Origin of the sequence: Vibrio mexicanus, from assembly GCF_001012815.1 — a bacterium.
In the GTDB taxonomy this organism is placed as follows: Bacteria; Pseudomonadota; Gammaproteobacteria; order Enterobacterales; family Vibrionaceae; genus Vibrio; species Vibrio mexicanus.
The window spans coordinates 12,643-27,532 of sequence record NZ_JYJP01000044.1 but is presented as its reverse complement, the minus strand read 5'-3'; the positions used below and the strand labels follow the sequence as shown (position 1 = coordinate 27,532).

14 protein-coding genes and 1 pseudogene are annotated in these 14,890 nt (G+C 45.3%); 9 read left to right on the top strand and 6 right to left on the bottom strand.

Annotated elements, in window-relative coordinates; all coding sequences use genetic code 11:
• Positions 1 to 124: 124 nt before the first annotated feature.
• Together UA76_RS22405 and UA76_RS23650 are read left to right on the top strand one after the other, a co-directional pair.
• Positions 125 to 898, top strand: a complete 774-nt coding sequence (locus tag UA76_RS22405; RefSeq protein WP_052771982.1) for a helix-turn-helix transcriptional regulator — start codon at positions 125 to 127, stop codon at positions 896 to 898.
• A 54-nt stretch (positions 899 to 952) separates the two neighbouring features.
• Positions 953 to 1,540, top strand: a complete 588-nt coding sequence (locus UA76_RS23650; protein WP_157617595.1) for a GyrI-like domain-containing protein — start codon at positions 953 to 955, stop codon at positions 1,538 to 1,540.
• Here UA76_RS23650 and UA76_RS07320 read toward each other — a convergent pair.
• The 3 genes from UA76_RS07320 to opgC (UA76_RS25155) are packed head-to-tail and all read right to left on the bottom strand — an operon-like array spanning position 1,484 to position 3,050.
• Complete coding sequence (locus UA76_RS07320; protein WP_052771981.1) at positions 1,484 to 1,936, bottom strand: DUF2141 domain-containing protein; 453 nt, start codon at positions 1,934 to 1,936, stop codon at positions 1,484 to 1,486. The genes UA76_RS23650 and UA76_RS07320 overlap by 57 nt on opposite strands.
• A complete protein-coding gene (gene opgC / locus UA76_RS25160; RefSeq protein ID WP_162198941.1) occupies positions 1,933 to 2,589 on the bottom strand; it encodes an OpgC domain-containing protein in 657 nt (218 codons plus the stop codon). Before opgC (UA76_RS25160) ends, UA76_RS07320 begins: the two co-directional genes overlap by 4 nt.
• Positions 2,586 to 3,050, bottom strand: coding sequence for an OpgC domain-containing protein (gene opgC, locus UA76_RS25155; RefSeq protein WP_162198940.1), 465 nt, complete (start codon positions 3,048 to 3,050; stop codon positions 2,586 to 2,588). Before opgC (UA76_RS25155) ends, opgC (UA76_RS25160) begins: the two co-directional genes overlap by 4 nt.
• Positions 3,051 to 3,459: 409 nt before the next feature.
• Here opgC (UA76_RS25155) and UA76_RS07310 point away from each other — a divergent pair, with 409 nt between their 5' ends.
• A complete protein-coding gene (locus tag UA76_RS07310; RefSeq protein ID WP_047044447.1) occupies positions 3,460 to 5,217 on the top strand; it encodes an ABC-F family ATP-binding cassette domain-containing protein in 1,758 nt (585 codons plus the stop codon).
• A 229-nt stretch (positions 5,218 to 5,446) separates the two neighbouring features.
• Positions 5,447 to 7,509 (top strand): annotated as a pseudogene (locus UA76_RS25595) (alkyl/aryl-sulfatase).
• 59 nt (positions 7,510 to 7,568) lie between these two features.
• Here UA76_RS25595 and UA76_RS07300 read toward each other — a convergent pair.
• The gene (locus UA76_RS07300) at positions 7,569 to 8,087 is read right to left on the bottom strand and encodes a YgjV family protein (protein WP_047044444.1); all 519 of its coding nucleotides are present in this window, start codon (positions 8,085 to 8,087) and stop codon (positions 7,569 to 7,571) included.
• A gap of 233 nt (positions 8,088 to 8,320) precedes the next feature.
• On the opposite strand from UA76_RS07300, the gene UA76_RS07295 reads away from it, so the two are divergent.
• Positions 8,321 to 8,905 carry a lipid-binding SYLF domain-containing protein gene (locus UA76_RS07295; protein WP_047044441.1) on the top strand — a complete coding sequence of 195 codons (585 nt, stop codon included), beginning with the start codon at positions 8,321 to 8,323 and terminating at the stop codon, positions 8,903 to 8,905.
• 175 nt (positions 8,906 to 9,080) lie between these two features.
• Complete coding sequence (locus tag UA76_RS07290; protein ID WP_052771980.1) at positions 9,081 to 10,499, top strand: amidohydrolase family protein; 1,419 nt, start codon at positions 9,081 to 9,083, stop codon at positions 10,497 to 10,499.
• Between the two features lie 77 nt (positions 10,500 to 10,576).
• On the opposite strand, the gene UA76_RS07285 is transcribed toward UA76_RS07290, so the two are convergent.
• Positions 10,577 to 11,137 (bottom strand): sugar O-acetyltransferase, encoded by a 561-nt coding sequence (locus UA76_RS07285; protein WP_047044440.1) that lies wholly within the window; start codon positions 11,135 to 11,137, stop codon positions 10,577 to 10,579.
• Between the two features lie 302 nt (positions 11,138 to 11,439).
• On the opposite strand from UA76_RS07285, the gene UA76_RS07280 reads away from it, so the two are divergent.
• On the top strand, positions 11,440 to 12,330 hold the full coding sequence (locus tag UA76_RS07280) for a hypothetical protein (protein ID WP_047044437.1): 891 nt from the start codon (positions 11,440 to 11,442) through the stop codon (positions 12,328 to 12,330).
• Between the two features lie 94 nt (positions 12,331 to 12,424).
• On the opposite strand, the gene UA76_RS07275 is transcribed toward UA76_RS07280, so the two are convergent.
• Positions 12,425 to 13,261 carry an alpha/beta fold hydrolase gene (locus UA76_RS07275; protein WP_047044435.1) on the bottom strand — a complete coding sequence of 279 codons (837 nt, stop codon included), beginning with the start codon at positions 13,259 to 13,261 and terminating at the stop codon, positions 12,425 to 12,427.
• Between the two features lie 70 nt (positions 13,262 to 13,331).
• On the opposite strand from UA76_RS07275, the gene UA76_RS07270 reads away from it, so the two are divergent.
• Together UA76_RS07270 and UA76_RS07265 are read left to right on the top strand one after the other, a co-directional pair.
• Complete coding sequence (locus UA76_RS07270) at positions 13,332 to 13,535, top strand: hypothetical protein (protein WP_047044433.1); 204 nt, start codon at positions 13,332 to 13,334, stop codon at positions 13,533 to 13,535.
• A 262-nt stretch (positions 13,536 to 13,797) separates the two neighbouring features.
• Positions 13,798 to 14,787 carry an alpha/beta hydrolase family protein gene (locus UA76_RS07265; protein WP_047044430.1) on the top strand — a complete coding sequence of 330 codons (990 nt, stop codon included), beginning with the start codon at positions 13,798 to 13,800 and terminating at the stop codon, positions 14,785 to 14,787.
• The last annotated feature ends 103 nt before the right edge of the window (positions 14,788 to 14,890 follow it).

Below are 14,890 nucleotides of genomic sequence, written 5' to 3'. Positions count from 1 at the left end.
AAAATTTAACCGCGAAAGATCAACACGCCTAGTAACGATCCCCCTGAAAGCGAAATCCTTGAAGCGGCTCTAAAAGAAGTCGTCGCTTGTTGCAGTCACTCTTCGTGCTACGCATCCTATTGCAATGAGACAATTCCCTTTAATTCTTCGCACCGTCGAGTACCTTGAGCGCATACTACCTAGCAAGCTGGAGGTTGGGCGAGTCGCGGCTGAACTATCCATTAGTAAATGGCATTTACAGCATGAGTTTAAGCGCCACACAGGAATGTCCATCAGCCAATATTATCGGCTACGCCTACTTTCACTCGCCGCTCATCAAGTGGCAACGGGTAATGAGCGCATCATTGATGTTGCCCTTGAGCATGGGTTCGAGTCGCAAGAAGCTTTCTACCGCGCATTTAAGCGGAACATGGGGGTATCGCCAAAGCAGGTCAAACATCGTGAAGATTTTGTCCATTACCTGTCGTTCCAGCCACTAAAACAAACCCATTTAGAGTTCGTGGCTCATATGGACGTAAATCCACCTGCGAAAAAGAGGTTTGAGGGCGTCACGGTTTATGGCACTGCGCAAACCTTTCCTTCGATTGTGGATAGCTTCGAGCCCTTTGAAGCACGCCTCGATACCATGTGGCGTAATCTTGACCAGCACCTCCACCACTGGAAAACACCGCCTACTCAGTTCTTTACTCTGGAATATCGGAATCGCTGTTCAAACTATTCAGGACAATTTGAAATGCTGGCCGCATGTAATGGCAAACCTGAAGAGCCTAATATTCCTTTAACCGAAATCGAATTGCCCACTCGGGATATGTGGTGCTTCACCATTCCAAGTCGCGACCATATCGCCGCGTTTTTTTACTATCTGCACTTTATTTTTACACCAAAGATAAACAGCTAACTGGCGCGGCTACCACTTATTTGGACAGAGCAAGACAATGGTTGGCTAAACTGTATGGTCGAACTCCCTTGCCACCTATCAACGGCTCAACCAAAAGCTATTGTGAACATTTCTTCCAACGCAATGGATATGCCCGCTCAGCGTGTCAGTGTGCAAGAAATGGATATTCCCACGATCAAGGTAATGAGCGCAGCAAGATTAGAATACATACTTGACCAAATCCCTGAGAACAACTTGCCTTATCCAGGCTCAGTATTGACGGGAAGTGGTCATCAAGCTCCTTTTACTACCCTTCATGATTATCAAGTTCGTTATATTAACTTTCATAAGTCAGGTGAACTTGAAATTCCAAAAGGCAGATATCTTAAAGTCACGCTTGAAGGGAGTGTTGATGAGCTGGCTGAAGCAATTGAGTTTCTTTACTTTTCCTATCTTCCTCAATCTAACTTCTACTCTGTGCCTGGTTATGAATGGATGTGCGATATTGAAGAAACAGAAAAGCAGCAATGGCGTTTGAGCTGCTGCTCCCTGTCTCCAAAAGATAAACGTGATACTTGCGTCCTAGCCAGTTGTATAAAAGCTCAGTTACATCATGCCCCGGTAATCCACCAACCTGATTTGCTGAGTCGTTGCCTCCGCTAACTTGAATCGGCTTTGCATAAAGTTCGGTGGCCCCGATAAGGTTGGGTTGTTAGAGAACCCCATCGGCTCCTTGGGTAAATACCCTTCCATGGTCAAACTCTGGTCGCCATCAACATCTTGAAACACGAACAGAGAAATATAACCACTCGGTATTTCAGACAGCTTTAATGTCATGCTATCACCTTCTACCTTACCTGACGTTCTGCCCAAAACCATCGCATTTTCATTTGATGCTTCGACATAAACAATTCCGCCTTCTTGAGTTAAACCTGACACTTCAATCGTCACGCTATGCAGCCCTGCAGCGAGTTTTTCGTGTTGCATTGGGGCTTCCTCTTCCTTCGCCAGTACAAGTACTAGAATGACAGCAACCCCCACCAATACCGACGCTTTCATTTTGTTGTCGAACCTAAACGCCTTGAAGAAGGCGAAGACAAAGGACGACACTCTTTAACAAGCGCCGGAACAGCAAGGCAGATAACCGCACAGGCAATGATCAGATTGTAGTTATAGGCATCGTAGCCCAAGTGAACCGCAACAGGGGCTAACGAAAAGATCACCACATAATGCCAAGCAAATGTTTGCAATGAGTGCCGTCCAATGAAGGCCAACGGACGAATTGAAAGAAGTGTCGGGAACCGCTGAATTAGGTATCCAAACAAGTAAACCAAAATGGCTAAGTTCAGTATACGCAACCAACCGAGCGTGGCTTTGTCAGCGTGCTGATACAAAATACCTTGATGGATCCCATAAGATAAGAACGCATGTCGGTGGGCGGCAAAAATAAACAGGCCTGCCAGCAGTACAGCTAGGGTTACCCACTTGTATTTGAACCAATCAATCGGTTTATTTTGAGCAAGGTAGCCAAGGCATACCCCAACAAAGAAAGGCAGTTGCCAAGCAAGCCAGCTAAAGTACCCAGTGTTGATATCCGAAGTCCCCCAAAGACGATGGAGCAACGGGCTCAACTCAACATAGCCACTCGCAAGCCAAAGCACGACGCTAACAGCCAAGACAATCGCTAACTTGCCGTTTTTGAGCTGACTCACCACCCAAGCGCGGCCACCAAAAAACAGATATACATCGGCAAGATATCGAAATACGCGGGCTTATGGACTAAAAACGCTGCCAATATACTCGCTTGCAGCGGCTCGCCGACAAACCAACCAAACGTGGAAGTAAACATAAACTCACTTTGCGCTACCCACTGCATGCCAAGCCAAGCGACGCAGAAGGTCACTATCATGGCAGCAATGTGGTATCGATACAGCTGCCAACTACGAGAGTATAGACCACCCGCTGCGCGATCTTTATTCGGGTTAGTGTAGAGCAGCCCCACCATCAAACCTGAGATGAAGATAAACCCTTCTGCAGCGCCTACTTGCCCTAGAGGCTGCAAACTGAATACTTGGATCACAGTGCGGCCACCAGTGAGCCAAATAAAATGATTGATTGTCATCAATACCAGAAGTATGCCGCGTATTGAATCAATAGAATGATTCCGATTCATAATGTCCTCCATATGCTTTGTACAGAGCATAGCGAGGAGCAGAATGAAAAAACTGACCGTACGTGCGGTGTAAATCATTTTGAATAAATGATGTGACGATTAGCAAGTTTGTTTAAGCTCAAGCTATTTAACCAACGATCTTTACAAAGCACCCTCTGGCGATAAAATGCTCAACAATCATTCACAGAAAAATAAGGAGGAAACTATGTCAATGTGGTGTTCAATCAACCCACGCCTGTTTGGCATTACGACTCGCTCAAGAGTTCTTGATTTCGCGTTGCGATAATCTCGACTTGAGCGAATAATTACCCACCGACGAATTTCGTCACTCGAGTACTTTCCCTCAAGCTCGAAGAATTATTGTCAACTCAGACAATGGCGCTGTGCGCCCAAAATTCTTGAGACAATTATGAGTACTTATTTAACTGCACAATCCCTTACCCTTTCTCACTCATCACACCCGCTGTTTAAAGCAGTCACTGTCACGATCAACCGTGGCGACAAAGTCGGCCTTATTGGGCACAACGGCTGCGGGAAAAGTTCACTACTTAAAGTGCTAGATGGTCGTACTGAACCCAATGAAGGCAATATTGCCAAAGCCAATCACTGTTTAATCAGTTACGTTGAGCAGCATATTCCCGAACACCTACAAAACGTGAGTGTGATGGATGCGCTGGCAGCAAAACTCGATACTTCTGAACAATGGAGAGCCGAATTGTTTTTGGCTGAGCTCAGCTTTTGCGAATCGGATTACCACATGCCAGTGTCCCACTGCAGTGGAGGTCAGCAAATGCGTTTGCTCTTAGCAAGAGCCATTATCAATGAGCCAGATCTACTCTTGTTGGATGAACCCAGCAACCACCTAGATTTGCCTTCATTACTGTGGCTTGAACAGTTTCTTGCCAAGTGGAAAGGCTCATTTGTGTTGGTTTCGCACGACCAAGCATTACTCGATGCGGTCACGAATACCACTTGGGTAATGCGCGACCAGACTTTGCTGCATTTTTCTCTACCCTGCTCTGAAGCTAGAGAAGCGTTAAAAGAGAAAGATGAACAAGACATGTTGCGCCACCAAAGTGAGCAAAAAGAGATAGACCGAATCGAGAAAAGCGCCAAGCGTTTAGCGGTGTGGGGCAAGGTCTACGACAACGAAGATTTAGCCCGCAAAGCCAAAACCATGTTTGTGCGCAAGGAGCGTTTGGAGGAGGAACAAACCGAACTCAGTAATGGTGCGCCTTGGCGTTTAAACCTTCAGGGCGAAGCATTGCCTGCCAACCGCTTGCTGGAGACTTCAACGATTGAAATCTCGCCTCCGCAGAGTCAAGCATCACTATTTGCAATGCCTGAAATGCGCATTAAAAGCGGCGACCGCATTGCGATACTTGGCAGCAATGGTTGCGGTAAAACCACGTTGATGAACGCTTTGTATTATCACTATCAGCAGTCAAACTCGTCTGATTTGATGGCGCGAACATCGCTATCAAACGACAACACAGTTGTATTTCACCCTAAGTGTCGATTGGGTTATTACGACCAGTCCCTGCAGCAGTTGAACGACTACGAAACCTTGGCATCTTCACTGAGCACCTATGCTTGTGTGAGCGATGAAACATGCAAACGCGCTTTAATCAGTGCTGGTTTTGAGTATCAAAGACACAGCCAAACCGTTGAATCTCTCAGTGGTGGCGAACGTGCGAGATTGCTGTTTATCGGCTTAACTCTGGCTAAGTATCATCTGCTGTTTTTGGATGAACCGACCAACCACTTGGATATGGAAGGCAAAGAGGAGCTTATCGAGACCTTGAATGATTTCGAGGGCGCAGCAATGCTTGTCAGCCACGACCGAAACTTGATTGAACAAAGCTGCAATCGCTTTTGGCTCATTTCAAATGGCACTTTAACGGAATATCTTTCTGCAGAAGAGGCCTATTTGAACATTGCCTCTGCAATGAATAACGAAGTCGTAAGCCGCCAGTCTGACTGCTCATTGGAAGTCGACGGACTTGCTCAAACTCAACTCGAAGAAGAGCAACTGTTGGAACGTTTGATCGAGCTTGAAACTTTGTTGGGGGACGATTTACACCGTAAATCGAAACATCAAAAGCCTCACTTACAACAAAAATGGAGAGAAGAAATCGACAACCTAAACCAGCAACTATCGGCTTAAAGCACTGCTGACATAATCAAAGGCCAACCCCACGGTTGGCCATTCAATTCAAATGACTTCCCTCAACAGTTTGCCACTACAACGCAGCAAACACCCATTTTCCCCAGCTCCAAAGCTAAGACAACAGTTCAATTACACACGTAAACTTCGCGCAATTGTTAGAAGCAATCTATAATTAACCGAACGTGCTGCTTTTTTGCACACAGGATCAAACGAATAAGGATAGGTAATGAATACTCGATTCATAAGTTTCGCTTGCGGGTTAGCGGTTATGCCCGCTCTAGCGGTCTCAGAGCATCCTCATGAACACATCAACTCAGAGAACCTTCGCAGTGTGCGAGGAAACCCAGCGACAGTGCATACCATTGAAGTTAACAAGTCGTTTGCCGAAGGCTAAATTATGATGATGTCACCGTATTTCGTAACAACGACAAAGGTCTAATTGTCGAGCTTGATGACAAAACTTCCATGCCTTTGCGTTACCGTTTTGCTTCTCTTCACCAAGGTGAATCGGTAGCCCATTTACCACCAGATTCTGTAAACCCTTCTTTGTGGCGTCAAGCACAGGCAAACTTTGCCGCAAACGGTCTATACAAAGTTAAAGACGGTATTTATCAAGTTCGAGGAGTTGACCTCTCTTCTGCTACCTTCATCCGTTCTAATACCGGCTGGATTGTCTATGACGTTCTGATGCAAGATAAACCGATGGAGTTGGCGTTAGACTTTTTCTTGAATAACGTGCCAAAAGGGGGAGATCTACCGTTGTGGCAATGCTCTATTCTCACTCCCACGCCGATCACTTTGGCGGCTCTAGACCAGTTTATGAGCGTTTTCCTGATGTAAAAGTTTATGCACCGCATAACTTCATCAAAGAAACAATCGATGAAAATGTTCTTGCCGGTAATGCCATGTCACGCCGAGCTGGCTTTCAATATGGCGCGACGTTAGGGGCCTCTCCTCAAGGGGTTGTCGATGCTGCGCTGGCCAATGGTTACTCTGTAGGTAAAGGCTATCAGGTAACACTTGTTGCCCTCATGAGACTTTCCCTTCTGGCGATGATTCAAAATTTCATGCTCAAGAGATTGATGGTGTGAAGTTTGTTTTCATGGATACAGCAGGAACAGAAGCGCCGTCCGGGAACGTAGCCTACTTACCTGATCATAAAACACTATGGACAGGTGAAATGACCTATCAAGGTATGCACAATATCTACACGCTGCGCGGAGCCAAGGTCCGTGACTCTTTAAAATGGTCTAAAGACCTCAATGAAATGATTCATGCATGGGGTGATGAAATTGAGTACTTGATGGGATCTCACTCCGCCCTATTTGGGGAAATGAAAATGTTGTTGAATACTTGAAGCTTCAACGCGACAACTACGGCTTCGTTCATAATCAAACGCTTCGTTTAGCAAACTCTGGCATGGTACTTCAAGATATAGGTGCCAAAATTAACGATGAACTCCCTGAAGCTCTTCGGACTGTCTGGCATACCAACGGCTATCATGGCACCTACTCCCACAATGCAAGAGCCGTATACAATATGTATCTTGGTTACTTTGACATGAACCCTGCTAATCTAAACCCACTTCCTGTGCAAGAAGAAGCTGAGTTATATACAGAAGCGTTTGGCGGTTGTGAGGCTGCGACTCAGTTTGCACAATCAAAATTTGATGAAGGTAACTATCGTTTTGTTTCAACCATGATGGATAAAGTGGTTCGCACTTGCCCTAACAATAGTGAAGCGCGAACACTTCTTGCCAACTCTTTCGAACAACAAGGCTATCAAGCTGAGGGGGCAGGCTGGAGAAATGTATTCCTAACTGGCGCACAGGAGCTACGTGTAGGAACCATGGCTGGTACTGCTAAGTCTGCTTCACCAGATCTTCTTGCAGAAATGACTGTTGGTAACCTTCTCGATTATTTAGCCGTGAGAGTGGTTGCTAAGGAAGCTGAAGGGAAAGACTTCAAGTTAACCATTCAACTGCCCGACATTAAGGAAACTCACTTTGTCGAGCTTTCTAACGGTAACCTAAACAATATTATGGTCGAGCGTGCACCGGCAAGCCACACCATTCTTACCATCAACAAATCTGATATCGTTTCTATCCAATTAGGCGAAAGTACATTTGCCGACCTCATCGGCTCAGGCAAAGCGAAAATTGAGGGGGATCAGTCAACACTCCAAACACTCACTGAGGTAATGGTCGATTTTGATGATAGCTTCGAAATTGTCCCACGACCTAAACCAGGAATGGAAGTAGATGCAAAATTCTACCAAGCTCTTAAATAACTCAAGCTCCTAAAAACAAAGCTTTCAATACGGAGCTCCGCGAGGAGCTCCAGTTTCCATCACAGCCTTTCGGTTGTTTCGACCTTCAAAGCCTTTATTCGATACAGACGATAAATCGTCAAAATATGCGTCACAATAAACGTTGCTTCTACTAGTGAGCCCCCTATAGAGCCCAGCCACAGATTATGCGTCAACCAACACACCGCGTTAAACAATATAAAAGCTCGCAGCACAATTCCTTGTTTTGAAAACAACGCCCATGTGCCTAGGCACGAACCCAGTACTGTCAGTAGCTCCATCGGGTGATGCACATTGGGCAGCATCATCAACAATAAAAGCCCAATGAAAAAACACATAATACGGCGAGACTGAGTTCTCATCGATACATAGCTGCGAGCGCCATTAATTAAAGAACCGATACCCGCGACAAACGCCCCCATCATCAAAAAGTGCGCGCCCATCACCATGCAAAACACCATCATTTGATAACGCATTCGCATGTCATCTTTTTGCCAGAAAGCACTAACTCCCACCAAAAAGGCAGCGATACCTACTCCTTGAGCGAACCAATTCTCCATAATGACTTTGGGCTCCTACCATTTGCAACGAACACATTGACGAAAGTCCATACCTTATCAGGAGTTACAGGTTATTACCTTGATATAAATAGACTTTGATATGAACAGGCTTTGAACTGAACGGATCCGACAAACATAAACCAGTAGTGACTTGGGTATATACGCTGCGCAACTCTTGAACTATGTTTTATCTAATACATTGACTCAAGACCCAATACGAAACTGGAGGACAAATGAATAAACTCGTTCAAAGTGCCATTGCGGCCAGTATTGGAGCAACCGTGTTGGTTGGTTGTGCAACTGGGAATACACCTGAAGCAAAGAAGAAGAATGCTCGTAAAGATACGCAGTCAGCTCTACAACAAATCTATGATGATCACCCTACTGCCCAAGCTTCCGTTGGAAGCAGTAAGGCTTATTTAGTTTGTACTGGCAGTGACAGCTACCTATTCGCTGCAGCATCCGGTGGGGGTATCTGTACTTATCATAAGGGCGGAAATATCACCTATTACCGCTTTGCCTCACTAGGTGCTGGTGTGGGTATCGGGTTCAAGAAAGTTGCATTTGTTTACGCCTACACAGGTGCGGAGGCCATGAAACGTTTTGAAGAAACAGGCTGGGACGCCGGAGCAAAAGCCGATGCCAGCGCCAAGGCCGATGATGAGGGCGACCAAGCTGCAGCAAACACCTCTTTCGATGTTGAAGGGGTAAAGATCTATCAAAGTGCGATTTGGGGCGCAGCAGCGCAAGCAACTGTGCAAGGCTATAAGTTCTGGGTAACCGACTTCACTGATGACGTAATAGAGAATTCAGAATAGCGAGTCAATACCATCTCTAACTCTTCATATTGAGACCTCTGAAATGAGGTCTTTCTAATTTTTAAACAGATATTACGAGTTACGCTTCTGTCACCAAATGGCAATTAAGCCTCATGAAAATTCCTTACTATTTCTCTCGTAGACAAGGCATACCACCACTAGAGAGAAATTACTTATGTTCAAGAAAACCCTTATCACCGCATCGCTAGCTCTAACCGCAGCAACCACTTTTGCAGCTCCAGCTCCAACGGCAGCGCCAGTCGAAATCGCGATTGAACAGCCACAAACTGTGGTCTTTATGAATGTAAACATTTTCAACGGAACTGAGAATAAGCTGTACGAAGACCACTCTGTTGTCGTGACTGGCAACAAGATCACCGCAATCGTAAAAGGTGAAGCAGACGTTCCGGCTGATGCAACTGTCATTGATGGCAAAGGTCGCACATTGATGCCAGCGTTGGTAGAAGCTCACATGCACCTCAACTTACCAAAAGGCCTGCTTGGTACCAACGACATGCGTTGGTCTGAAATCGCGGTACACGCCAAGGGGTTTGGTGAAATGTATCTCGACCTAGGTTTCGGCACCATTCGTGATGTAGGCGGTGCAGATGGCGTTTGGACCGAGCTTGAGAAGCAAGGCAAGATCGACTTCCCACGCACCTATGCATCTGGTGCACCTATTGCACCGATCGGCGGTCACTCAGACGTGGGTTTGCAATCACGCCGTTTAACCGATTCGCCGCAAAACCTAGAGTTGCTGGGCATTATGTCAACGCCAGCAGGCGTGGCCGAAATTCATGAACAAGCAAGGCATAACTTCCGCCAAGGTGGACAGTTTGTCAAAGTGTTCCAAAGTGGTGGTGTTTCTTCGAAGTTCGACCCTTGGCAGTATCAATCGCTGTTGGATGAAGAGCTCAAAGCGGCAGTCGATATCGCAAACTCTTACGGCTCTTACGTTGCAACCCATGCATATTCAGACAAAGCCCTACACCAAGCACTCGACACTGGCGTTCTATCGATTGAGCACGGTTTCATGTTTGATGAATCGCATCACGAGAAATTCCAAGAGAAAGGAGCATTTTTGGTCACGAACCTAACAGCCTTCTCACCGGAACTGGCGAAAATACCTGTGGTTCAAGATCCAGCGATTCAGAAGAAACTCGAATCGGCTCAACAAGCGTTTGGCACTTACATTGAGAACGTAAACAAGCTCGACCCAGATTATCGCGCCTTCAACACCGACTGTGTGGGTGAAGTCGACATCTGTGCCAAGCAGATTGCCCATGAGATTTACCTAAATGCGAAGTTCTTTGGTAACTTCTCGGCGCTACGAGCGATGACATCAACGGGCGGCCGCATCTCTGCAGAGCTAATGGAAGACTGGATCAACCCATACTCTGACGGCAAAATCGGTGTGATTGAAGTGGGTGCTTACGCAGACATTCTACTGATTGATGGCAACCCACTAGAGGACATTACTCTGATTGGTGGTCGTGAAACTTGGTTAGACAACAACGCAAAACCAGACGGCTCCCACCTAACGGAAATGGATCTCATCATGAAAGATGGCAAGGTTTATAAGAACACGCTTTAAATTTGTATCTCACGATAACAAGCAACAAAGCCGACCTTAAGGTCGGCTTATCTATTTGTTTCTTAGCAATTTTGTGCTTATCGTTGCTCGATTGGCTTAATCACACGACATGGGTTACCTGCAGCAACCACATTACCTGGAATATCTTTAGTCACCACGCTGCCCGCGCCAATCACGCTGTTCGCACCAATGTTGACCCCTGGGCACACAATCACGCCGCCGCCAAGCCAAACGTTATCACCAATAGTGATCTTATGACCAAACTCAACCGCCTCTTCAACACGGCCTTTGACATCCAAAGGGTGACCCGCGGTGTAAATCTGTACATTAGGAGCCAGTAGTACATTGTCGCCAATAATAACTTCACCCACATCAAGCACAACGCAGTTAAAATTGGCATAAAAGTTCTTGCCTACTTTGATGTTTGAGCCGTAATCGCAGCGAAATGGCGGTTCAAGGTAAGCATCAGGTGCGTTCGGAATCAGTTCATCAACCGCCGAACGCCACTCAGGGGTATTAGGAATAGCATTGTTCAGTTTTTGCAACGTTTTACGGCAAGCAACACGCTCTGCCACCAACTCTTCATCCCATGCCTCATACGGTTCTCCCGCCAGCATTTTCTCTTTTTCTGTTCTCATTATTTTCTATTCAAGTGATATTGGACTTGAGCCAATGCTAATGGATATCGACACCACATCTTTTGCTCTAAATCACACTTTGATTCGAGTTAACTGACCGCTAACAAATGCACCCAGCGCTTTCTATTAAAAACTAGACTTAGTACCACCGATTATGAACATCTCAGCCATAATGCTTGCACTTATTTACAACTCTATTCATTATCATGCCCATAGCGAACGTAATGATATTCACCATCGCTATATGACTGTACAAACATTGTGCAAACCAACGCTATCAAACGCGATATAGAAAGGACTCTATGAACCCCAATACTCCTAGCAAGATAGGGCAAGTGCCAGAGGAACGAATCCAGATGCTGGATACGCTTCTTGGTTCGATCGATACCGACATGGCGGTGTCCTTATCATTTGTGCGCCGAGCACAAGGCCTTTCATTTGAAGATTTGGGGCAGAAAGTGAGTGGGTTAAAGGTATCGACTCTTAAACGCTACATGCAGCAAAGCTACCCTTCCATTCGCCCGCTGCACATGGTTGCCGCTATGTCTTGGGTCATGATGGTGCCTATGACCAGCTTCTACTATGCGCTAAAAATCAAAGAGTATTATCGTGGAATGGACAGTGCTGCGGTCAACGCTCTGTACTGTGTGGGTCGAATGCCAGCCAAACAGTTCGATCTATTCATAGAGATGATGACAGACCTAATGACTCCTGCCGCTAAAGCAGAGTTTTTTGCTTTCAGAGATCAATTGCTCGCCGAAGCCGAATTACCTGTGTGCTATGACGATGTTCTGCCGCCAGATGTCTTAGATGTTAACGCCTTTGCTATCGACTACTACCGCTCATCGGCTATTACTGTCAAACGTTTTCGATTAGAACACAAGATACCGATATCTGTGATTTCTCGCGTCTTAGGGCTGTCAGAGTATCAATACAAAGTACTCGAAGACGTCAATAAAGTGAGGGACTTCTCAGTTGCGATTGGATTTAGAGTCAAACTTGGCTTTCAGCTCGATTCTCACGTAAGCTTTACCAGTGAAATGACGCATTACCCTCAGTTTCACCACCTACGCCACGTCCAGCATGTGCGAGACTCACTGACAGTGAAAGTACTCAGCCAAGTGGACGCCAAATATAAAAAGCACGCCGTTGATATATTGAGTGCTCTATCAAAGATATACCTCACAAATTAGAGGTCGCTACAATGAGTGAAAATAATCAACCCAAAAAACGCATAAGCTTGAGTTGATTATGCATAACAATAAAACAACAATATAAGTCAGTTATTTAGGCAATTTCTGCTAATTGATTGTGCAAGACAAGTTGAGCTTCAACTTGAGCGAGCATTGCACGAGCCACTTTATCAGGGTGCTGTAAATGAACCAGATGGTCGGCGTTTTTTATGACGACCAAATGACTGTTGTTTAACGTCTTGGCGAATTTTTCAGCCGTCTCTTTTGTGACATAGGGATCGAACTCCCCCACACAGATAGTGCAAGGTACAGTGATTTGCTCAATGTTACTTGGAGTGTGAACGAGAAGGCGCACAGAATTCTCGAAAAACACATCAATACGCTCTTGAGGCATGGCTTTAATATTGCGCTCGGTAGCTCGAATGATGGCTTTGTTCTTCGGAATATCAGCGTTGTTGACCGTCAACGATTCAGTAAATGACGCCGCAAAACTACTTGGACTGTTCATGGCCGCTGCGATCATCTTTTTCGTCGCTAAACGACCAGAAGACGGAATACCCGGCACGCCACCGCAAATAGACATAGATTGAACGTTTGGCCAAAGGCTACACAATTCAACAGCAACCGCAGTGGCGTACGAAAATCCGATAACGTGAGCGGAAGAAATACCTAAGTAACCAATAAAATCGCGCAGCATTGTCGCTTGATCACGAATGCTAATGGTCGATTCGAGATTTTCTGTATGCCCCGTACCCGGAATTTCTATGGTGATGCAGTTCATCTTGGTTGCAAAATGACTTGAGAAAGATTGTACGCTTTCGATATCTTGCAACGCCCCGAGCAAAAAAATAATGGTTTGGTCGGAGTTATCGCAGTTTAGGTGTGAGTAGCGGTAGTGATTGCCGTTTAGGACAGTTTTGATGATTTCCATTTTTTATCCTCTTTTTATGTAAATGAGAGGTTTATAGATGATGGATATGCACTTAAATGGCTAGGTAAAAATGAATAACAACACGTTACAGCAACAGTTAGCAGAAGCAGAACAGCCTGTAAAAAACTTTATGGCAGATTTGCTAGAGATATTGGGAAAGAAAGCTTCAAATGCCCAAGATCCCCAACTGGCCTTGAGTTACTTCGGGGCACAATTGGAAATCCGATTGGTGTCTTTTGACGGTGACAAGAACGATAACGGCTTTGAAGAATAATCTTTGCTCCTGTCGGCGTTTTTTTAAACAGTTTTAAAAGAATACATGAAAATGGCCTAGCTTCTTTTGCTAGGCCATTTTTATTCAACTCATGACAAAGGAACATCTAAACTTAGCGAATTCGCAAAAAGAAAACATGACTCTTGGTACAGTTCTAAGCAAATAAAAACTCTATTCTCCACCGATGCTTATAACTAGCTCGAACTTTACTCGGTATTCGCTCAAGATGAGCTTATGTAGGGCCTTACTTCAAGGAGCGCAAGTGAACAGGTTCATAGCAGTCGTACTTTTTACCCTATCTTCTCTCAGCTACAGTTACTCAGCCGAAGTCATGTTTGCGCACAATAATGCCAACCTATCCGGTCATTACCTCGAAAACACCAATGACAAGCCTACTAAAGCAGTGCTCATTTTCGTTCATGGCGATGGGGCAATGTCATACGATGCAGACGGTTACTACAACCTAATTTGGGAACCATTAAGAGCAAATGGCTATGCCATATTTAGTTGGGACAAACCAGGTGTTGGCAATTCTACCGGGAATTGGCTTAATCAAACAATGACAGAAAGGCAATCTGAAGTGTTAGCGGCAGTCGAGTTTGTTCAACAGCAGTATCACTTTACCGACAGCAACACAGGACTAATGGGTTTTAGTCAAGCAGGCTGGGTGTTACCAGCATTATCAAAGCAAAACGCAAAAGTGGGATTTGTCATCGGCGTAGGGTTTGCCACAAATTGGATTGAGCAAGGTGAGTATTACACCGCCGTAAATCGACAACTCGAGGGCGGAAACTCTCAGCAAATCCAACAAGCACTGACTCAATATAAAAAGGAAATTACGTTTCTCAAACAATCCCCATCCTATGCAGAGTATTCAAACTTTGCCGGAGAAGAGGCAATGGACCAAGATCGCTTTGAATTTGTTCTCAACAATTTCAAATCAGACGCCAAACAAGATTATCTGAGCGTTCGCGTGCCGAGTTTATACCTGTGGGGTGAAAAGGATTTAAATGTTGATGCTAAAAAAGAGTTTGAATACTGGCAAAACAACGAGAATCACTTTGTGACCCCAATGCTCATCGCAAATGCCAGTCATGCCATGTTAAAAGCAGACAAATTTGATCACCAAAGCTTTGGTGCATTGCAATGGTTGAAGCTCATGTGGCTTGAACAAGAAGCGTTTGCCGAGTCGTTTTTGCCCACTATTCTAACTTGGCTAGATGAGCTCAAGCTAGAACCTCCGACTAACTAATAGTAATAGCTGGTGAAAGTGGAATAGTCCTTATTTCACTCCACCGCCATCGACACGGCATATGAGTAAATAGAACCGACAAGCGTTCTTCCACCTTGATCCC